The organism is Oleiphilus sp. HI0067 (genome assembly GCF_001635735.1).
Window position 1 is genome coordinate 1 of the sequence record NZ_LWFI01001532.1, and the last position, 20,456, is coordinate 20,456.

Below are 20,456 nucleotides of genomic sequence, written 5' to 3' on the forward strand. Positions count from 1 at the left end.
CTAAATTGCGGAATAGTTAAAGTCGGCTCTTGTCTAATCCTTTCCTTATCAATACCTCTATTTTTCTCCAATCTCTCTATGCCACTGAATGTTTTGCTGATGCTGGAGCACAATCTTGATGTTGAAAGTTATTTGTTTAAGCGAGTTTTTTGGTAGCACCACAGTAGCACCTGAAGTACACATATTTGTTGGCCGTTACCAAACGCAAGGCAAAAAAAAGGGCTTCCTAAAAGGAAGCCCGAAAGTTTTATAACAACTAGTTATTTTTTAGGGAGTTTTCCCTGATTTTCTCTACATGCCTATTGTTTTAATTAGATAATAAAAACAATAGGTTAGGTTTATATTTGGGTTTCTTTAGATTACTATCGTTTTCTCTCTAGGGTAGCACCACGGTAGCACCAGATATGACAATGAAGCTTAAATTTACCAAAGCACTAGTCTCTGCATTGGAGGCTGAGGAAGGTAAGGCACGAACCTATTACTATGATTCTGCTTTGCCGGGCTTGGTTCTATCCATTACGAAAAACGGCGTTAAGTCATATATCGCTTATAGGAAGGTAAAAGGCAAACCTGTTCGCGTCACGCTCGGACGGCACCCAGATTTAACGGTTGAGCAAGCGCGTAAAAAGGCACAGAAAGCAATCGCAGAGATGGTTGATGGGGTAAATCCTATTCATAAGGCGCGAGCCGAACAGAAATCCAAGTTAACCTTGCGTGAAGTGTATGCGGACTATCTAAAGTATCGGGGCTCTAAGTTAAAGGCATCTACGATAGCGCAGTATGAGAATGCGCTTGATAAGCACTTTGTTGATTGGGCTGATAGTCCAATGGTCGAAATTACACGCGATAAGGTCAGTGAACGGCACCTCCAGATAAGCAAAAAGTCCCCTTCTGCTGCCAACAAGGTAATGAAGATACTCGGGGCGCTGTTTAATTTCGCCAATGGTCAGTATGAAAAAGGGAATGGTGAAAGCATGTTCTCTGATAACCCTGTTAAGCGCTTATCGCATACGCGCACTTGGAATAAAGATGTAGTGCGAGAGAATAAAATTGAAACCTCTGATATGAAGGATTGGTTTGCCGCAATGCGAGCCCTAACCGAGTCCTCTTTTTACGGCCAGAGAGCTGCTGGTTTTTATTTCCAGCTTGTTTTACTGCATGGGGTTCGTCGTAGGGAAATGGCGAAGCTTAAAATTGAGGATATCAACTTCAAACAAAAGACGTTCACGATTCAGGAAACGAAAAGTGGAAGACCATTAACACTGCCATTAACAGATCACGCAAGAGACTTGTTTAAGGGGCAAATTAAACGGCGTAAGAAAGGCTATGTGTTCGCGAGCGAGCGCTCAAAACATGGCTATATTGATTCGTTTAACTACTTAATGGATAAAGTGATCGAGGAAACAGGAATACAGTTTACCTATCACGATTTACGAAGAACCTTTACAACGGTTGCCGAAAGCTTAGATATCTCTCAGTACGCACTTAAAAGCTTGGTTAATCACTCAACATCGGGTGATATTACCGCGCGCTATGTCATTGCCGATGTAGAGCGTTTGAGAGAGCCTTTGGAGAAAATTCAAGCGTTTATGTTAGATAAAGCTCTAGATTAAAATGTAGAGTGATTATGCAGGGACGTAGACCCGTGTTAAAAAACGCCCCCGTTCTCAAAAACTCTCTACTTTTTATTTGCTTTAGGGTAAAAAACTTGCTGCTTCCTGATATTTGTCGAATAGGAACGCAACTCTATTAGCTTCGCTCTTAAACTTTTTCTTAGTGTAAAGAGCGTCTACGGATTTATCTAGTTCTTGATGGGCTTTAAACAGATCAGCAGGCATTGTTAACGGATCATAAAGATCTTCCAGTGAATCGCCAATATATTTTGATCGCGTATCTAAAATAGTTCGAGCCTTATTTTCGACGTTTGAAATTTGTTTGTCTGTCGGGTTAATTGGGAATGGAAAATTATTGAATACTATTTTAATAGAGTATTGGTAATCACTTTTCATTCGTCCTGCTACTGATCTCATCCAAGCCATATGCATCGTGGATTGAACTAGTCCAAATTCATATAGTGAACCGTTAGGGATGAATTGAACTGTGTTATTGAGAATAACATCATGATCGACAAAAGATATTGGCGCATAGAGCCTTCTTTCGGAAGAAACTTTTGGTATTGCTATAGAGTCTCCTGTATCACTTAATCTAATCTCTCCGAATAAGTAAGGTGTACTTGCTTTTTTAACTGTTTGATCCTTAGGGCTATTCAAGCGAAATTGTTTAACCTTGTTGATTCTGTCCACAACCAATGGCATTTTCTTTATTTCACTTGGATGTGCATTTTTAAGCCATAAGCACCATCTATCACGGCCAGCAATTAGGTCTTTTCCTCCGCGCAATCGTCTAAAGTACTTGGCAGAATTTGGCTCCTTATTTAAGAACTCAATTTTTTCTTCTTCTGTGAAGGTGAGGTGTCCATCATCTGTTGCTTCGCAACCTTTAACAATGGGCTTAACGTTACTTATGGGTTTTGTTCGATTTTCTATAAGAATGTTCGATGCATCGACCAAATAACAGTTAATTTTCTTTGCATTAATTTTGTGCGGTAGCCCTTTTACATCATCGTATTCGAATATATATTTCTTCGTATTGGCATGAATCTTCTTACTAAAGCCGATAATGACGCAATGAACTGCGGCCTTTCCCTTCGCTTCATTTTTCCAGTTAAAGGTTCTATGGGCAAAATTGAGTTCAATATTTTTAGAAAACATCCAACTCCATAATACCGGAGCTTGTTCTCCTTGTGTGATGCTGTTTGTAGACACAAATGCGCAATTTATTGGGTGGTTTTTGATGTAATCAACAGATTTAAAATACCACCCAGTTACAAAGTCCAGATTACCTCCGCCCTTTAGATCTTTGGTTAATTTTTTAAGACTTGTCTTCTGGTCTGAGTTTTGTTCTTTCTTACCTAGAAAGGGAGGGTTGCCCATTATAAAACTTAAACTATCTGCATTAATGACATCGTTCCAGTCGATCTCTAAGGCGTTGTCACAAACGATCGCTCCGCTAGAGCTTAAAGGTATGCGGGTAAAGTATGTGCCGAACTCTTCGGAAACCAATAAATTCATCTGGTGATCCATTAGCCAAAGTGCAACTTGTGCAATTTGAGCTGGAAATTCTTCAAGTTCAATTCCAAAGAATTGATCAACATCTACCTGTATCATTTGATTGATGTCTAGAGACATTTGGCCACCTTTATTGGCAGCTCGAAGCACTTCAAGTTCAAGAAGTCTTAGTTCCCTGTAAGCAATGACTAGGAAGTTCCCACACCCGCATGCAGGATCAAGAAAGGTTAATGACCGAAGCTTCTGATGAAACTGAGCGAGTTTATTTTTGTTTCCTTTTATCCTAAGAAATTCATCGCGTAATTCATCTAGAAAAAGTGGATTAATGGCTTTTAGAATGTTTTCTTCACTGGTGTAATGCGCCCCAAGATTTCTTCGAGCATGTTTATCCATTATTGACTGGAATAACGAGCCAAATATGGCTGGTGAAATACGACTCCAGTCTAGTGAGCAGCAGTCAAGAAGTGCCTGTCTCATCTTAGAGTCAAAACCTGCGGGAGGAAGTATTTCTTCAAAAAGCTTTCCGTTTATATATGGAAAAGCGGCTAATTGTTCATCTCTATTTTTTAATCTTTTTGATTCTGGTGTGTTTAATACATGGAATAGAGTGGCAAGGTGGCCTGCCAAGTCTGAACCATCATTGCATGTCCTTTGCGTGATATAGTTTTTAAATTCTTGTCTATCAAATATCCCAGTATCTTCAGCAAATACACAGAATAGTAATCTGACTAAATATACTTCCAGTTCGTGACCGTCATAGCCTACGGCTTTCATTTGGTCATGTAACTCGCCCATCAGCTCAGCTGCTTTAATGTTTACAGGGTCTTGGTTTTGTATGACTCCCGTTTCATAGCCGGCAATAAAGCCAAATAGGTTAATATTTTGATGTAGCTCACTGAGATTGAATTCGAACTGGGAGCCGTTATCCAGATCGTATAATCGGAAGCGCTCGAAATCTGAGACAATGACGTATTGGGGCAAGTCTTTTTCTTCTATTCCTTCAAAATAATCTAGGGCTTGCTTGTGGGCTCTATCTAAGTCTTTACCTTTAGATTTATGTTCAATCAGAAGAGTGCCTTTCCATAGAAGATCAATAAAACCATCTTTGCCGTCGATCTTTTTTACGTGTTTTTCAAAACTAGCGACTCTTCTTCGAGTTACGCCAAAAACATTAAAAAAATCATCCCAGAAAGATTTTGCTTCTGCGCTTTCTGAGGACTCAGTCTCCCAATCTTTGGAAAATTGTGTAGCGCGAGATCGAATTTCATTCCAGCTTAGAGGCATTTATGATTTTCCTTATCATTCATTATTTAAGAGAGGATTATATAAACTGATTAAGTTGAGGATATATAGGAAATGAAAATTTGTTGTTTAGGGTTTATATATTTGCTCAATTTAGATTAACTTTTTGTTATTTTGAACCTATAGGTTCTCGGCCTCTTCACCCCATTACATCCACGAAGAAAAATTTATACCTTTGCTCCCGAAATGTTCATCAACTGAAAACAACGTGGAGTAAATTTTATGAGTAACGAGAAACTATTAACCCCTAAACAGGTATCTGAAATATTGGGTGTGAGTGAGCAGACCTTGGCTATATGGCGCTGTCAAAAACGCTATCCATTAGCGTATGTGAAGGTGGGGCGTTATGTACGCTATCGACAAGATGATGTTTCGTCTTTCTTAGCCGATAACACCTTTGAAGCGTAGGGGGGGATTGTATGTATGATGGCAACCACGAACCTATCCCTAGTTATGAAGGCTATCCTGAACTTGATCAGCAAGTGCGCTATGAGAATCCGTTTAGGTCGGTATGTGTGAATGACTTTATGGCGGAGAATATTCCGCCTAGACAGTGCATTCTAGCGCCTTGGCTACCAGAGCAAGGTCTCGCAATGATTTATGCGCCGAGAGGCATAGGTAAGACATTCTTTTCATTGAACATAGCGCATGCAGTCGCTACGGGAACAAGCTTTTTAGGGTGGGAGGTAAAGCAGCCTACCCCAGTCTTGTACATCGATGGGGAGATGGCGCAAGCAGACTTGCAGGAACGCTTTAAGGGGATATCGCAAGGCAAGCCGCCAATACCCAAAGATTATTTCCATGTGCTTACGCCAGATAGGCAGCCAAAAGGGATGCCTAACCTGTCAAATCCGGCTTCTCATATTCTTTTGCAGCCAATGGTGGAGGAGGCGAAGCTAATTATCGTAGATAACATCTCGACTCTCTGCCGAGGCGGTAATGAAAATGACGCTGAAAGCTGGGATATCGTCCAGAACTGGGCTTTGGGGTTGAAAGCGCAGGGTCGCTCGGTGTTGTTCATTCACCATGCTGGCAAAGGTGGAGGGCAGCGTGGCACTAGTAAGCGTGAAGATGTGCTGGACTCCGTTATTAATTTAAAGCGTCCATCGGATTACGAGGCTAAAGAAGGGGCAAGGTTTGAAGTACATTTTGAGAAGGCCAGAGGATTTTCGGGTGCAGAATCGGAACCGTTCGAGCTTAGTTTGAAGGAGGAGGGAGGAAGCTATAGCTGGGAGCAAAAAAGCTTAGACGATTCTACTTATCATAAGGTTATTAAGCTGGTTCGGGAGTCAGGCCTTAGTCAGGCGGATATTGCCAAAGAGGTGGGGGTGAACAAGTCCACAGTATGCCGCCATATCAAAACGGCTAAAGATAATGGGGTGCTATAGGTTATCTACTCGGTTCTCCAACCGAAAACGAACCGAGCTAGAACCGAAAGTACAACCGTGCTTAGAACCAAAACAGAGGCTAACGCGAACCGAAGTGAACAGAGAAAGTATCGGTTGTGATAACCGAGAGTTCTGCTTCGTTTTAGGTTGTTGCACGGTTGCACCCTATAGGTGCGCAACCGTGCAACAACCTGTAGAGTCTACTTTTTATTGGTATAGAACCGGCACCGAGTGTGAGTTGCCGCAGTGAGGGCATGTTGAATCGCCAGTATAGTATTGGTCACACTTCAAGCAATGCCGATTAGGTTTTTTGTTAGTAGGGCTAAGACTTGTTGTGTGATATTGACTTTCATTCTGTAAGTGATTTTTGTTGCTAGGGATATGTGTTAATGCAAAGCGTTGTTCAATGTGTACCATAAACTGGCGTTCTTCCTCAGCTTGTTTCCACTTATCCATCTCGTAATCGTATTTCAATTGAGCTTTAACGTGTCCTTCATTTGGGTGATATAGCCAATATTTATTCTCAGAGCTTTCATGCATAAAGTGTAAAAGTAGTTCAGTCAGAGTTAGATCATTATCTTGTGAATAGTACTTATGCCTAACCCATGTGATATCAATTTCTAAAAGTGCGCTTGATTTAGACTTTGGATTTTCCGGTCTTACTCTTTCAGGGTACGAAATGAACACTAAGATTTCGTAGTCGCCAATTTGGCTAACTAGGTCAGTGTGATCCGACTTTTTAAATGATAGGGATGAAAGGGTTCTACTTTGAGTCACCTCCGCCCGTGCGGTTGTTTGCCATGTTTCCTCGCAAGTATGAGCAACGTAATAAGCCGGAGTACAAAGTGCGTTTACGGTGCCTTCTAGCATTATTTGCTCAAGATATTGTCTACAGCAAACCTCGAAAGAAAGTTCGCACTCTTTCTCTGGTGGGGTCTCAGGATTGGGGTCATGAGAAAAGTGCCATTCTTTCTTCGCTCCTTTTCGTGCTAGCACGGGTTGCTTACAGCTGGGGCAAACACAATTGCACTTCCTACCGCTAGGTACTTGGCTTACCTCGACGTAGCGATTCTCAGGATTAATGGCGAAGGGAATTAGGGTCATTTAACAAATTAAAATTTAAAACCATACTTCATTTCGCGTTCTTGGAAGGCTATTACTCCACCTTCTAAGATCTCGCAAACGTGCTCTCTAATTCCTTTCTTATAAAGTACTCCGTCTTTTTCTGGTGATATGAACGAGTGTTCAATTGCTCCCGCACAGTATTCGAATTTATGTTTTTTATTTTCTTTGTCAGGAACTTGCCCGCTTTGGTTAGCTACTACCACACATTCTGAATCAGATGCGACAACAAGGTTAGCATTATGAGTGACTATTATGATCTGTCTTTTGTTTTTGCGTTGCCTAATATAGCCTTTTAAGAGGTCATAAATGGTTCGGTTATCTAGATTGTCTTCAGGCTGGTCAATCAATATAGGGTGGGTGGCGTTACTGAGGTGCAAAAGAAGGTTTAGTAATACGAGCCCTCGTTTGCCTGGTGACATATGCGCAATTTCATCACCGTTATAATTAACGATGTAGTTGAATTCGAAGCAGTTGCTAAAAAGTCGTTTCGTAGCAATTTCTAGCGATACTCCTTTTTTTAGAGTAGGTGCGTCTACTTTGCTCTTTATTGTGCTAAAAGCTTTTTCAATGGATTGGTTGTATGTATCTTTGCGGAAAATAGGAAATCCGCTTTCATCGAAAAGGTCAGGGAAAAGTTTTTCTAAATTTGTACGACGATCGAAGGATTTAATAAATTCATTGAATTTATCTGTGTTAATGCCCAAATCGCCTTTGATCCCAATTCCTTCATCTAGTTGGTAGTCTGTTTTTGTAAGTTCATTTGAAATATTTAGATAGCATTCTGTAAGCTGCTTGTGGTGATTGACTATTTGTTCGTAGACTTCTTTTCCGCGAGCATTTATAGATTGTATATGCTGTTCAATTCCCAATATCTGGTTGAGTTTCTCCTTTTCAATAGACTGTGTTTTATTTAGAGCGGCAAGAGCCTCTTGATCTTTAACTTTGTTAGATAGTGGCGTAAGTCGATTAGCTACTGCTTGGATTTCTTTATCAAGTTTTTGGATTAGTTCAGGTGTTTTAGCTGCTCTTGTTTTAGCGAAAACAGAGGAGTTATGCAGGGCAGTAGTTAGTTCTACTCTTGCGTTATCTAATATTTTAGAGACAAATTTTGAATTGAATTCTGATGGTAATTTTGAGTTGGCATTCAGTTTTAGAGAGTCAAAAATACTAGAGCTTTGGTCATTAAACAGTGCAGCCATTATATTAGATGTATGATAAAGCTTTTGGAGGGTTTCTTTTCTCTCATTTAGCGTACTTAGCCTTTTGGTAAGGTGTTGATAGAGCTCGTTTTCAGTTTCTGAGAAACCAGACTTTTCTTGTAGTGTTTTTATTTGAAGCTCTAGGCGAGTGGATTCTTTCTCAATCGCCTTTTTCTCACCAATTCGAGATTTTTCAGCTATTTGATTTTCATACTCGGAACGTAACAAGAAATATTCGCTAATGGAGTTTGATAGTTCTAACTCCAATTTTGCTATTCTGGTCTCGGACGAAGTAATAAACTCTTTGAATTTATCGTTTTGGCAGAGTATTGATTTCACGAGTTCATTTAGATGATCTTTTCCATCGTTCTCTGCGAGTTGATTTATATACAGCTGCGGAATGTATGTAATAGGCTTTGTGTTTTCTAACTCATTTAACTTACTGATATCGCCATTATCCCAAGTAACTTCGAAATCAAATTTAGGTGATCTCGCTAAATGCTCATATGTTGAGGAGTTAGAAATGGAGGAAACATCTTTGACGGCTTCATGGTTAATTGCTTTGGCAATATGATGAAGTAATAAAGATTTTCCTGACGATTTCCCACCAATAATTGATGTTAAATCTTTGCTTATAGGGATGTCGGCTAAGCTAAATTCCGGTTGCTCTCGACCGTCAATGAATTTGACTGCCTTAATGGTTTGGTATTCGCTTTTGGATTGAGGTGAGTTGTGCTGTATTCTCACTCGGGATTCTGGGTCGTACACTACTTGCTTTAGGCCGCGGAAAGATAATTCTGCCTTGATCCACGTTAGCCTATTCTCATCAGGCTCTAAGAGCTTTTCTAAATCATGCGCATCTGAACCCCATAGGCAGGGTTTTTTTGTGCCAAATTCTTGTATGAATTCATCTTGAGAATCGTGAAACTCTCCTTGCATGAACCTAACAGTGCCGGGATTAGCGGTGAACATGAAGTGGGCTTGTTTAATTAGGTTTTTCCGGCTCGCATGGCCGGAAGAACTCCAAGACACTCTACTTAAGTCCTCATCTGGATTTATTCCGAGTAGATATTTGTCTGCAAAAAGAGGGTGGCCTAGGGTTTTTAATATATTAGACTCATCCACGCCTGCATTCATCATCCCTATATAAAGGTCGCTGCGTCCGCTATCTCGAAAGGCGCTATGTTCCTCTTTTAACGCCTTTCCGTAATTTTCCAAGTTGGTCTTGGTAAGTGGCATTTGGTGTGCCGGCGAACCAGTTTCTGCATAACTGTCAAAGGTTACCTGTTGTAAGAAGTTGGTTTGAATTTCTTCAATCGAAAGTTCGTCAGATAAGATTACGTGAAAGTTGAGTTTTCTATTGAGGCTACTTAATTCTCGAGCGTTTCCGGTGATAAATTTGCTAAGCCTAAACTCAATATTGGGGACTATCAGCATGTTCTTGATATGGCTGATTTCATCTTCACTAAACAAAGATCGCAATTTCTCGTCATTGCCCAAGTAGTCTTTTCTGAGCTTTGTGTAGCCGTCGATTGAAAAGTAATCAGTTATTCCAACTGCGAAAATTTGTTCTTGGTATGCCTTTTTGAATAGTGTTTGGACATATGTGTCCCAATCGGTATTGAACTGATTGTTTAGTATAGATTCAGGCGTGTGGACGTGTAGGTCCCATTTGTTCCATTCGGAGCCTCGGTGCAACAACTTATTATCCTTGTCGTTTATTGTATTTGGATCTAAGTATCTAGTTTATTGGGACTACTGTAAATAAAGATGATCTGAATATCGAGGTGCAATAAGGTAGCACCATGGTAGCACCAGAAGTAAGTGCTTGGTGAGGTGGAATATAAGTTATTGAAAAAAAAGAGGCTTTCCAAAGGAAAGCCTTAAAGTTTTATAACAACTAGGGATTTGGGAAATGACATTGGAGAGGTGTTAGCGCGCCGTCATTTCCCTTGCGCTATATTTTTAACCCTAGCTTAGTTTTGGTCGTTTGCGTGGCGGGTAACGAAAAACACCTGAAATTCAATAATCTCGTTACATAAGACAACAACTGTTAATAGGTAAATAAATGTTAAGCTATAAAAAACAATCATTTACCTTGCAAAAGCTAGAATGTGCTTTATATTTATTACGTAAGCTAAAAATTGGCGAAGGTCATTAACGAGTTCTACCAAGCTCCAGACCTTACAGACCGATCGGCTACAAACTATAAAATTAAGCCACACAAAGTGGCGCAGTAATGACAACTAAATAGCTTTACCGTGCGGGTAAAAAGGTATCACTATGTCTCAGCAAGCCAATGGGCCTATCGCTGCGTGTTCGAGCGAGTCTCCGGCCAACTTACGTAATAATGTTCGACAGCAACTCAGCGCAGATGTAGACGCGTTTTTGAGTAAAGGTGGCGCAGTTAGCCAGATTGCTGACAATGTACGAGCAGATCCTCCTAAAAAACCAACAATGAATTATGGCTCTGCCCCAATTTAGGGCTTAGCCAGTAGTAAGCAGTAGTGTAGTAAGAAGTAAGTAGATTTCAGTCCGGCTTTAGGTAAGAAGTAGTATCCATGTGAGCGCGTTTATACGCGCTTTTTTTATGCGTGCTTGCAAAGCACTGCCTTTGTGCGCATAATCACCCTCCCAAATGAGAAGCAATTCTCCTTTTTAGTGTGACGCTGTTGATTAGAAAGCATAAGAATGACGGCAGCGAAAACGCAAACGTGTAGACAGGATGTTGCTAAACGCGTGTTATAAGAGGTTGTAAGTAGTAGATGTTGGTTGAGATGTACAATATAGCAATGGCCGCGACCATGGCAATTGCTGGGCTGTTATTGACGCGGGACTATGTAAGGTTCCTTCAAAGTACGCACAAAATGAATGCACTTGTTAAAAGCGTTCAACATGTCTTTTCACCATCCTCTCATCGTGGAACGACCAAAAGTGGTTACTACCCTGTTCTAGAATATAGAAGTGAAGACGGCCCTGTAAGCTTCACTTGTATCGACCCTGAAGCGGCTGATCGCTTCCATATTGGCGACAAAATTAAGCTTCACGTATCTAAGTCACGCAGAAGTCACTCGCGTAATTGCCGTACTTTTGTCGCATTAAGTTTGATGTTGAGCCTGCTTGTTAGCGGTATGTTGATTTCAGCACTTGTTCCTGATTCAGGCATCGGTTTGATGCACATTATTATTGCGTCGTTCGTTGTTGCAGTTTGCTTATTTGTGATCGTTCGTTTTAAACGAGAGCAAGACGAAACAGAGAACCTACAAACGCTTGATATTGAAAACGGTGACGTGCGCTATTGTTTGCGTGAGCCAACGGCTTTCAACCAATGGCGTAAGAGTTTCTATGACCGAAAGCAAGCTGTTCGTGTTCGTATGTCGCAAGCTTTCGGTGCATGTTGTTTTGTGGCTTCCGGCAGTATTGTCGTAGGGGCAATTCTACCGAGTATTATCTAAGCACCTCGACGCCATTGGTGGAATCGTTCTACCAGCTTTAGAGTGCTCGGTTTAACGCTAGCGCGTTTCCATTCTCCGGCTAAGTATTTATTCGATTCCGCTAGGGTAGGATAAATATGGATCGTTCCCAGAAGTTTGTTTAAGCCAAGATTATGCTTCATGCCCGTCACGAACTCGGTGATCAAGTCGCCAGCATGATGTCCGACAATGCAAGCGCCTAGTATTTTGTCTTTGCCTTTTTCTGTCAGCACTTTTACTTGACCATAATCGACGCTATCGGCAATGGCGCGATCTAAGTCATCAATCCCGTAGCGGTGCACGTCATATTCGATGTTAGCTTGTTTTGCTTCATCTTCGCTTAAGCCTACTCGCGCGATTTCAGGGTCGGTGAAGGTCGCCCAAGGAATCACGCGATAATCTGCTTTAAAGCGTTTCAGTGTGCCAAATAGGGCGTTCACCGATGCATACCATGCTTGATGCGAAGCTGCATGCGTAAGCTGATAAGGACCAGCAACATCACCGCAGGCATAGATGTTTGGATATTTAGTTTGAAGATATTCGTTGACCTCAATCGTGCTGTTTTCTGAATTTTCGATACCTAGTTCTTCAAGACCAAAACCTCGGGTATTCGCTGTACGACCAACAGCAAACAACACGCAGTCAAATTCGATCTCTTTGGATTGTTCGCCAGCGTCGAGAACGAGTAGCTGCTGCGAGCTATCAGTAGTGTCTTTAGCGCGGACAACAGAATGGCCAAGTAAAATATTCATGCCTTCATCGCGCATTTTCGCCAGTACGAGCGAAGACATATCTTCATCTTCTTTTGGCAATAGGCGCATGTCGCGACCTACCAAGGTGACGTTCACACCTAAACGATGGAAGCTTTGAGCGAGTTCGCAGCCGATCGGGCCTGTTCCAACGACAACCATAGATTTTGGTGGTGTACGAAGATTCCAAATCGTATCTGAATTGTATGCCAGTTCAGTATTGAGCCCTTCGATAGTTGGCATGGTCGGACGAGCGCCCGTCGCAATGACGATATTTTGAGCGGCAATTGTTTCGCCGTTTACCTCAACACGCCAGGGATCAAGAATTTTGGCGCTGCCTGTAATGCAGTTCACTCCCAGATCGGTATAGCGCTCGATGGAATCATGAGGTTCAATTTTCTTGATAACTTCTTGCACGCGTTCCATGACAGCTTCAAAGTTAACGCTCGTGTTTTCTACATTCACGCCGTAGGTGTTTGCGGTATCGACGTAATGCTTGATCTTCGCCGATCGAATCAATGCTTTGCTCGGTACACATCCTGTATTCAGACAATCTCCACCCATTTTATGGCGCTCGATAAGATCGACTTTGGCTTTTGTTGCCGCAGCAATATAAGAGCTTACTAAACCGGCAGCACCTGCACCGATTACTACCATGTTTGAGTCAAAGCTCTTTGGCTTATCGTACTCGCTGTAAACGCGTTGGGCCTTAATACGTTCCAGTGCGCGTTTGGCGACAAACGGGAATATGCCTAAGGCAGCAAAGGACAATAAAATTGCAGGAGATGCGATGCCTGATAACGAATCTAATTCTGCTAACTGTGTTCCCGCATTCACGTAGACAAATGTGCCCGGCAACATACCTAGCTGGCTCACCCAAAAGTAGCGGCGCAATGGAAAGTTTGTCAGCCCCATTAGTAAGTTGACTGCGACAAATGGAAAGATGGGTACGAGGCGCAAACCGAATAGATAAAATGCCCCTTCTTTATCAATGCCTTCATTGATTTTACTGAAGCTAGATTGAAAACGTTGCTGTACCGAATCGCGGAACAGAGTTCTCGCCATTAAGAACGCGATACTTGCGCCTATTGTGCTAGCAAATGAGACGAGCAATAGCCCTTGCACGAGCCCAAAGATTGCACCTGCTGCGAGTGTAATCAGTGTGGCTGCTGGGAGTGACAGCGCGGTGACCGCGACATAGATTAGGAAGAAAATTACGGCAGCTTTAAAAGGCTCGTTAGCTTGATAATCAAGTAGAGCGTCGCGCTGCGCTAGAAAATAATCCAGGCTTAGGTATTGATCTAAACCAAGGCTGTAAAACACGACAAAAGCAGCCGCGATGGAAATAATGAGAATGAGTTTTTTGACCGACATGAAATGCTCTTACTTAGTGGATGCTCAGCGAGATAAGACTTACTATAATCAGCTTAGTTCAATAGGCATAGCCCTATCACCGATTACCTAGTTTTTGGAGTTACTTTTGGCTTTTTCGCTATCACGACAGTTTCCTAATACTCGTATGCGTCGTTTGCGTGCTCAAGATTCAACCCGACGTTTAGTTGCAGAGAATACTTTGCAAGCTTCTGATCTGATCTATCCGATGTTTGTGATTGAAGGAGAACAACAGCGCGAGGCTGTACCATCCATGCCAGGTGTTGAGCGTGTCAGTATCGATTTTCTGGTCGAAGAAGCCAAAGAGCTAGTTGCTTTAGGCATACCAGCTGTCGCGTTGTTCCCAGTGACGCCTCCATCGGCAAAGTCTGATTGTGCAAAAGAAGCATGGAATGCTGATGGCTTAGCCCAACGGGCTGTCCGTGCTTTGAAAAATGCCACTCCAGAACTTGCGGTCATTACCGACGTTGCTTTAGATCCTTTTACTAGCCATGGCCAAGACGGTTTGATAGACGAGGATGGCTATGTGCTAAATGATCAAACGGTCGAAGCATTAGTGAAACAAGCTTTATCTCATGCAGAAGCTGGTGCGGACATTGTAGCGCCGTCGGACATGATGGATGGTCGTATTTCTGCTGTGCGTGAAGCATTAGAAGAAGCGGGTCATGTAAATACTTCTATTTTGGCTTACTCGGCGAAATATGCATCGGCCTATTATGGACCCTTCCGAGACGCGGTTGGCTCAGCAGCAAATCTTGGTAAAGCGGATAAAAAGTCCTATCAAATGGATCCTGCTAACTTGCAAGAAGCGATTCATGAAGTGGCCTTAGATCTGGAAGAAGGAGCCGATATGGTGATGGTTAAGCCAGGCATGCCGTATTTAGACGTGGTACAAGCCGTTAAAACTGAGTTGCGTGTGCCGACTTTTGTGTATCAGGTGAGCGGCGAATATGCGATGCATATGGCAGCATTTGAAAACGGATGGTTAGATCGCGACAAAATGATTTTGGAATCTTTATTGTGTATCAAACGTGCTGGTGCCGATGCCATTCTGACGTACTTTGCAAAAGACGCTGCTAGATTATTAAACGGTTAGCATGATGATGTTTATGCGGCTCACTCTTCTGTTTGTATTGCTTTTTGCCAAACCAGTTTTGGCTGATGAGAATGCATTAATCTCGTGGAGCGAGCCTGCATACGCTTTAGATTATAGCCGCCTAAACGAGCGTATTTTTGACGACTTCTCTTTACCAATAGAGTCTTTTGTCACTAAGCAATTGTCGTTAGACGAGCCTATTAGGATAGAAGTGTCGGCGCGCCCCTATGCCTATTATGAGCAAAGTGAGCGTCGTGTTTATCTGCCCCTATCTAATCTCTATCGCGTGAATGATGATCTACAAGCGCGCTTTCCACATCAGCCAGAAGTACAGAACACTATTTTTAATACAACCTTACAGTTCTATTTTTTAGTGGAGCTAATTCGTGCGATTTCAGTTGAGCAGTCATTGCGCATTACCGGCTGGGAGGCCGAGCGAGTTGATGCCTTGGCAACCATCATTTTGCTCAACGATGAACGTGTCGGCCAAGACTATTTACTAGATGCTGCAGAAGAGTTTTTGCTAATTGATCGTGCTGTCGCATCAATTGAGGCGCAGCGATTCAAAAATGAGTTTGCGGCGGATGAGTACCGATTAAGCCAAGTGCTTTGCATTATGCAAGCTTATGATGCTCAAGGTATTCGCGTGGCGAGTAGTGATGGCTTATGCCAAGGACAATATGAAGCAGGAATGAACTTTTGGTCGAAAGCGCTAGAGCCTTATCTGCAAGATAAATCGCTTTTGAAGCGCTGGCTGGCTCAACCTCGCGCTTCACAAGAAAGTGGTTCTTAATACCAGATAACGAAAGCTGCAGCTGCGCCAAGACCACACTTTTCATCGTGGTTACTTGTTCGACAAATGTGTTTGCCCGCCGCATAAGTGAGTGCAGCACCGACTAGATACAATTCAAGATCGCGCTCTTTTTGAAATGATGAGCAGCCACTAAACAAAACAGTCATGGCCACAAGACTGGTGATGATCAACTTCTTCATCGAAGAAACATTCCCTTATAAATAAGTTAGCTTTCGAGAGCGCTATCCTACAAACAGGGGTAAAGCACGGCAAGCGTGTAATGAGATGAACGTGACATGGTTGTCAGCGAATGCTGTAAACAATGTTAAAAAGAGCCTAGAAGAGTTCTACGTCGTCGTCACTTGGTGGTTCTGGTTCAGATTTTGTGACGACATTTTTTGTTAATGCTTCTACCGCTGTGATCGAGCTGATTAGACTATGAAAGTGCAATTCTAAGGCATCGCTATTTTGATAGAGCACTTCCATTGAATCAAAGGCTTCACTTGAGAGTTGCAGCAGCTTCGCTTCTTGTTCTTCTGTGAGATCTAAAGTCATCGCGGCGATGTGTAACTCGTCCGATAGATTCTTCATAATATCGCGCGCATACATCTGAGTTTCTGCCGAGACCGATTTGATTAAATCCATAATTGAATTCACTTGGTCATGCTGACTATTAATCAAGTTATTGACGGCGATGGTTCGGGCTTTTGCTTCAGCCAGAGCTGAGCCTTGCAACAGAATGTCGCGTAATCGACCGTACTTTTCTTGATCTTCCCAAGGAGCATTTGTCACAACCATAACAAGATATTCGAGTTTGAAAACTAAAATGCGATTCTTTGAAAGAACACGAATGTCCGTTGTAATCGCTTCATCAAGAATCTTTTTAGCGGCCTCGTGAACAGCGCCCTCTGGGTAATAATGTCGTTCGTTGTTGTCGAGAATTAGGGTATAGGTCGACAACTCCATGCTGTTGCATAGTCGGAACAGAGCGTTTGCCACATCATCGATGCTGCTCGATTCTTGCAACCATTCGACTAATTGCATTAGTAAGCCAATTTCTGATGCTGCCCGCATTGCTGTTAATGCAGTATCAGTGCTTGTTTTTAATTGATCTTGAAGTTCTTGGTTATGTTTTTTTAGCTTCACAAACGACTGAAGCTTATTTTCCACCCGCTTTTTTTCCCAGTTGTGTCCGATATAACTATCCAAAGGCAAGGTGGTTAACATGTTACAGGGCTTCTGCTCTAGTGAATCATCGATAAAGCCCAGCATTGTTGGGGTGTTTTCGGGGAAGCTCTGCTCTAGATGGTCAATGAGAGCGTGGTAGTCAACGTTTTCGACGATATCGAAAAGAATGGCGTGCGGATGATGCGCAATGCCTTTCACAACATCGTCATTTGAGCTTAATGATGCTGTGTCGGTAGGAAGTGTGAGATGCAGTGATCCTTCGAGTTCATTTAACTCGCCGTAGCTCGAGCTATCGCGTCCTGCAGCGTGAAAAAACACGACTTTTTGTGCACCCATCAAAAAACATCTCTACTGACTTAATGTGGAAGCAAGTCTAGTACAAGATTTTGGGAATGCTCAAAATAGAAATTTAGGAAATATTTCCTGTTACTCGAACGCGTTTTGAGCCCTTTATTTGCTCTGTATTGGACACTTTTCGGCGCTCAACTTCTGTGTCTATCCAGTTTTTCAGGGCGATGATTAGACCCATGCCGACGAAGGCTCCCGGAGGCAATATCGCAAACAGGAAGTTACTGTAATCATCGACAAGTGTAATCTCCCAAGCATGCGCCATGTCACCGAAAATGAGGTGCATGTTGCTAAATAATGTTCCTTGGCCAATCACTTCGCGTGCCGCGCCCAAAAGAACCAACACGATGAGAAATCCTAAGCCCATCATAAAGCCATCAACTGCGGCGAAAAGTGGATTGTTCTTACTAGCATAGGCGTCGGCACGTCCTAAAATCGCACAGTTAGTTACGATTAACGGAATGAAAATGCCTAGAATCTGGTACAACTCATAGGTAAAGGCTTGCATGAGTAGCTCCGCGCAAGTTACGAGCGAAGCAATAATCATTACGAAAGCAGGAAGGCGAATAGAGTCGTTCACATAGTTCCGAATCAAAGACACCGCGATATTCGACATCAACAATACCAGCATCGTTGCTAAGCCAAGACCAATCGCATTGACGACGGTTCCTGTTACGGCTAACAGCGGGCACAAACCGAGTAATTGAACGATTGCTGGATTATTAGACCAGAGACCATTCTTACTTAGGGTTTTGATTTCAGTTAAATTCGACATCGTTATTCCTGCCTAATATGGCTTTAAAGACTCAGCTTAGATTTTGGTGCTTGAGATAAAAGCTGATCTTGGTGTGTCTCGAAAAAAGTTAGAGCGTCGTATACCGCCGAAACAATGGCACGTGGAGTGATGGTCGCGCCGGTGAGTTGATCGAATTCGCCACCATCCTTTTTAACATTCCATGCTTCGGTATCTGTGTTTGATAGAGACTTTTCGTTAAAACTTAGAATCCAATCTGACTTGCTCAATTCAATTTTATCGCCAAGCCCTGGTGTTTCTTTGTGAGTAAGCACTCTGACGCCGATTAACTCTCCGTCAATACCTACAGCAATAAGTAACTCAATCGGAGCGGTGTAACCATCGGGCGCAGTCCATGGGAAAATTAAGCTTGTCGTACGCGAATCTTTCTTTGCAAGGAATACTTCTCGTTCGACGCCTTGATAGCTTAGTAAATAGCTATCAGCGAGAAGGTCATTGCTACGCAGAGATTCAGGAACAAGGGCGTATAAGGCCGCTAGACGAGCTTTCTTTTCTTGTTCAGCGATTCGTTCACTCGTATTGGTTTGTACAAGTGCGACTAAGCCAGCCGTTAATATAGCGAATAAGCCGAGACCAATCGCAGCACGCACTGCTGACTGAAAAGTACTTGGCGTTTTGTTTGGCTGATCGTTTTGATCCATATCGCTCATAATTCTTATACCTTCGCCTTAGGGCCGCGTTTTGCTTTGTTATGGCCAAAGGTTCGCGGTTGCGTATAGACATCGATTAGGGGGGCTGCAAAGTTCATCAGTAGCACAGCGAAAGCAATTGCATCAGGGTAAGAGCCCCAGGTTCGAATAATGTAGGTAAATAAGCCAACACCTAGACCAAAAATAAAACGACCGCGTGGTGTTGTTGATGAAGAGACTGGGTCCGTTGCGATAAAGAAAGCACCAAACATCGTCGCACCCGCAAGTAAGTGAATACTTAATGGCACGGCTTGGTCGGGGTTAGACGAAAATAAAATTGCTGGAAGTGCTAAGCCGAGTAATACGCCTGCAGGTGTCTGCCAAGGTATGATTCTTAGTGCCAGAAGACCAAGACCGCCAAGTAAGAAGGCTACATTTACCCATTCCCAACCAAGAACGATTCCCGAACCAAAGATGTCTTGGCTGGTAATCGCTTCATAAGTGCTCGCTTTCACCTCATGCTTATATACGTCTAAGGGTGTCGCGCCAGAGTATCCGTCGGGAGCATTCTCTATTTCCCAAATGCTAGCGAGCGTTTGTTGGACGCTAGGGAAATTTTCTTGAAGTGTGGTCGGGCTTGCCCAGTTGCTCGTCATAGCAAGAGGGAAGGAGATGAGCACGAGCGCATAGCCAGCCATAGCCGGGTTGAACGGGTTGTAGCCCAGACCGCCATAGAGTTGCTTCACAAAGATAATTGAGAAACTTGCGGCAATCACGCTTATCCACCATGGCGCTAATGGTGGTAGCGCTATTCCTAGCAGCACCCCTGTCAGCAAGGCACTGTAATCACTTAAGTAAAAACCGATACGACGTTTGCGTAAGGCTAAAATAGCAGCTTCGCTGAGCACTGCGGTAATACTGCAAAGGAGCACATTATGTAGGTTGCCCCAGCCGAAAAAGTAAGTTTGCGCGATCAAGCCCGGAATACATAACAGGATAACCCAGCGCATGATGCTAGAGGTGCTTTGATTTTGTTTAGTATGTGGTGAGCTTCGAGTAAGTAGTCCCATTTAATTTTCAACCTCTTGGCTCTTCGCTTGTGCTAGTGCGTCTTGCGCGGCTTTTACACGCACTTTGTTTTTATCAACGGCGCGTTGGAATTTTTCGATGTTCTCGGGAGCATTAGCTTTTGCGTCTTCGAGCGTATCGATCATCTTATCGAGTTTGGCCTGCGCTTTTTCTAGATTAGCTTCTAATACCTCAACAGGGACTGTTTCAGTTTTCGGCTCTGGTTTATTCTCTGATGAGGCCGCTTGTGCATCGTTCAATGCTTGCTTCGCTTGTTCTACGCGAGCTTTATTTTTATCAACGGCGCGTTGGAATTTTTCGACATTCTCGGGTGCGTTAGCTTTTGCATCTTCGAGCGTATCGATCATCTTATCGAGTTTCGCCTGCGCTTTATCGACATTGCTTTGCAGCGTTTCAAGGGACACTTCTGAGACCGCTTGTGGTGTTGGCGCGCTAACGGTTTGCGCTTTTTCTAGTGCTTGTTTCGCCTGATTCACGCGTAGTTGATTTTTCTCGACCGCGCGCTGCAGTTTGGCAACATTATCCGGTGCATTGGCCTTGGCATCTTCGAGTGCATCGATCATCTTATCGAGCTTGCTTTGGGCTTTGTCTAAGTTGCCTTGTAATTCTTCAACGGAGACTTGTGCCGAAACGGTTTCTGCTTTGCTCGCGTTTTTGCGCGCTAATGCTGCTTCAATAGCGGCTTTTTTTGGATCAACAGATTCGGCATTGGCTGCCGCTGCTTTTTTCTCGGCTTGTAATTT

The 20,456-nt window shown here is 42.9% G+C and carries 16 protein-coding genes and 2 pseudogenes; 7 read left to right on the forward strand and 11 right to left on the reverse strand.

What is annotated here, in order from left to right:
- Positions 1-404: 404 nt before the first annotated feature.
- Positions 405-1,613, forward strand: a complete 1,209-nt coding sequence (locus A3739_RS25000) for an integrase family protein (RefSeq protein ID WP_068474156.1) — start codon at positions 405-407, stop codon at positions 1,611-1,613.
- 81 nt (positions 1,614-1,694) lie between these two features.
- On the opposite strand, the gene A3739_RS25005 is transcribed toward A3739_RS25000, so the two are convergent.
- Positions 1,695-4,412, reverse strand: coding sequence for a DNA methyltransferase (locus A3739_RS25005; RefSeq protein WP_068474159.1), 2,718 nt, complete (start codon positions 4,410-4,412; stop codon positions 1,695-1,697).
- A 240-nt stretch (positions 4,413-4,652) separates the two neighbouring features.
- On the opposite strand from A3739_RS25005, the gene A3739_RS25010 reads away from it, so the two are divergent.
- Both A3739_RS25010 and A3739_RS25015 read left to right on the forward strand, forming a co-directional pair.
- A complete protein-coding gene (locus A3739_RS25010) occupies positions 4,653-4,838 on the forward strand; it encodes a helix-turn-helix domain-containing protein (protein WP_068474161.1) in 186 nt (61 codons plus the stop codon).
- An 11-nt stretch (positions 4,839-4,849) separates the two neighbouring features.
- The gene (locus A3739_RS25015; protein WP_082878603.1) at positions 4,850-5,818 is read left to right on the forward strand and encodes an AAA family ATPase; all 969 of its coding nucleotides are present in this window, start codon (positions 4,850-4,852) and stop codon (positions 5,816-5,818) included.
- Positions 5,819-6,025: 207 nt separating this feature from the next.
- Here A3739_RS25015 and A3739_RS25020 read toward each other — a convergent pair whose 3' ends face one another.
- From A3739_RS25020 to A3739_RS25025, 3 genes and pseudogenes are all read right to left on the reverse strand, one after another.
- The gene (locus tag A3739_RS25020) at positions 6,026-6,688 is read right to left on the reverse strand and encodes a hypothetical protein (RefSeq protein ID WP_068474164.1); all 663 of its coding nucleotides are present in this window, start codon (positions 6,686-6,688) and stop codon (positions 6,026-6,028) included.
- Positions 6,689-6,769: 81 nt separating this feature from the next.
- Positions 6,770-6,922 (reverse strand): annotated as a pseudogene (locus A3739_RS31530) (competence protein CoiA family protein); the annotation flags it as partial.
- Positions 6,923-6,930: 8 nt separating this feature from the next.
- Positions 6,931-9,843: a TrlF family AAA-like ATPase gene (locus A3739_RS25025; protein ID WP_068482841.1), complete on the reverse strand. Its 2,913-nt coding sequence runs from the start codon at positions 9,841-9,843 to the stop codon at positions 6,931-6,933.
- A gap of 582 nt (positions 9,844-10,425) precedes the next feature.
- Between A3739_RS25025 and A3739_RS25030 the strand changes: the two genes are divergently transcribed.
- Complete coding sequence (locus tag A3739_RS25030) at positions 10,426-10,626, forward strand: hypothetical protein (RefSeq protein WP_068479576.1); 201 nt, start codon at positions 10,426-10,428, stop codon at positions 10,624-10,626.
- 281 nt (positions 10,627-10,907) lie between these two features.
- Complete coding sequence (locus A3739_RS25035) at positions 10,908-11,597, forward strand: DUF3592 domain-containing protein (protein ID WP_068479578.1); 690 nt, start codon at positions 10,908-10,910, stop codon at positions 11,595-11,597.
- Here A3739_RS25035 and A3739_RS25040 read toward each other — a convergent pair.
- Positions 11,594-13,738, reverse strand: coding sequence for an FAD-dependent oxidoreductase (locus A3739_RS25040; RefSeq protein WP_068482844.1), 2,145 nt, complete (start codon positions 13,736-13,738; stop codon positions 11,594-11,596). The two genes, A3739_RS25035 and A3739_RS25040, sit on opposite strands and share 4 nt — an antisense overlap.
- A gap of 106 nt (positions 13,739-13,844) precedes the next feature.
- Between A3739_RS25040 and hemB the strand changes: the two genes are divergently transcribed.
- On the forward strand, positions 13,845-14,852 hold the full coding sequence (hemB, locus tag A3739_RS25045) for a porphobilinogen synthase (protein WP_197472560.1): 1,008 nt from the start codon (positions 13,845-13,847) through the stop codon (positions 14,850-14,852).
- Positions 14,853-14,865: 13 nt separating this feature from the next.
- A complete protein-coding gene (locus tag A3739_RS25050; RefSeq protein WP_197469163.1) occupies positions 14,866-15,645 on the forward strand; it encodes a DUF4344 domain-containing metallopeptidase in 780 nt (259 codons plus the stop codon).
- Here A3739_RS25050 and A3739_RS25055 read toward each other — a convergent pair.
- The 6 genes and pseudogenes from A3739_RS25055 to A3739_RS30390 all read right to left on the reverse strand — a co-directional run.
- On the reverse strand, positions 15,642-15,845 hold the full coding sequence (locus A3739_RS25055) for a hypothetical protein (protein ID WP_068482850.1): 204 nt from the start codon (positions 15,843-15,845) through the stop codon (positions 15,642-15,644). The genes A3739_RS25050 and A3739_RS25055 overlap by 4 nt on opposite strands.
- Before the next feature lie 136 nt (positions 15,846-15,981).
- Complete coding sequence (locus tag A3739_RS25060; protein ID WP_068503191.1) at positions 15,982-17,169, reverse strand: hypothetical protein; 1,188 nt, start codon at positions 17,167-17,169, stop codon at positions 15,982-15,984.
- Positions 17,170-17,242: 73 nt separating this feature from the next.
- Positions 17,243-17,956, reverse strand: a complete 714-nt coding sequence (locus tag A3739_RS25065) for an electron transport complex subunit E (protein ID WP_068482853.1) — start codon at positions 17,954-17,956, stop codon at positions 17,243-17,245.
- A gap of 23 nt (positions 17,957-17,979) precedes the next feature.
- Complete coding sequence (gene rsxG / locus A3739_RS25070) at positions 17,980-18,645, reverse strand: electron transport complex subunit RsxG (protein WP_082878604.1); 666 nt, start codon at positions 18,643-18,645, stop codon at positions 17,980-17,982.
- A 5-nt stretch (positions 18,646-18,650) separates the two neighbouring features.
- Positions 18,651-19,694, reverse strand: a complete 1,044-nt coding sequence (gene rsxD, locus A3739_RS25075; protein WP_068482856.1) for an electron transport complex subunit RsxD — start codon at positions 19,692-19,694, stop codon at positions 18,651-18,653.
- A pseudogene (locus tag A3739_RS30390) lies at positions 19,695-20,456 on the reverse strand (hypothetical protein); the annotation flags it as partial.

Bases quoted from the DNA above. Each gene is read 5' to 3' on its own strand.
- A3739_RS25000 (WP_068474156.1), top strand. From the start codon at position 405: ATGACAATGAAGCTTAAATTTACCAAAGCACTAGTCTCTGCATTGGAG.
- A3739_RS25005 (WP_068474159.1), bottom strand. From the start codon at position 4,412: ATGCCTCTAAGCTGGAATGAAATTCGATCTCGCGCTACACAATTTTCC.
- A3739_RS25010 (WP_068474161.1), top strand. From the start codon at position 4,653: ATGAGTAACGAGAAACTATTAACCCCTAAACAGGTATCTGAAATATTG.
- A3739_RS25015 (WP_082878603.1), top strand. From the start codon at position 4,850: ATGTATGATGGCAACCACGAACCTATCCCTAGTTATGAAGGCTATCCT.
- A3739_RS25020 (WP_068474164.1), bottom strand. From the start codon at position 6,688: ATGCTAGAAGGCACCGTAAACGCACTTTGTACTCCGGCTTATTACGTT.
- A3739_RS25030 (WP_068479576.1), top strand. From the start codon at position 10,426: ATGTCTCAGCAAGCCAATGGGCCTATCGCTGCGTGTTCGAGCGAGTCT.
- A3739_RS25035 (WP_068479578.1), top strand. From the start codon at position 10,908: ATGTTGGTTGAGATGTACAATATAGCAATGGCCGCGACCATGGCAATT.
- A3739_RS25040 (WP_068482844.1), bottom strand. From the start codon at position 13,738: ATGTCGGTCAAAAAACTCATTCTCATTATTTCCATCGCGGCTGCTTTT.
- A3739_RS25050 (WP_197469163.1), top strand. From the start codon at position 14,866: ATGCGGCTCACTCTTCTGTTTGTATTGCTTTTTGCCAAACCAGTTTTG.
- A3739_RS25055 (WP_068482850.1), bottom strand. From the start codon at position 15,845: ATGAAGAAGTTGATCATCACCAGTCTTGTGGCCATGACTGTTTTGTTT.
- A3739_RS25060 (WP_068503191.1), bottom strand. From the start codon at position 17,169: ATGGGTGCACAAAAAGTCGTGTTTTTTCACGCTGCAGGACGCGATAGC.
- A3739_RS25065 (WP_068482853.1), bottom strand. From the start codon at position 17,956: ATGTCGAATTTAACTGAAATCAAAACCCTAAGTAAGAATGGTCTCTGG.
- rsxG (WP_082878604.1), bottom strand. From the start codon at position 18,645: ATGAGCGATATGGATCAAAACGATCAGCCAAACAAAACGCCAAGTACT.
- rsxD (WP_068482856.1), bottom strand. From the start codon at position 19,694: ATGGGACTACTTACTCGAAGCTCACCACATACTAAACAAAATCAAAGC.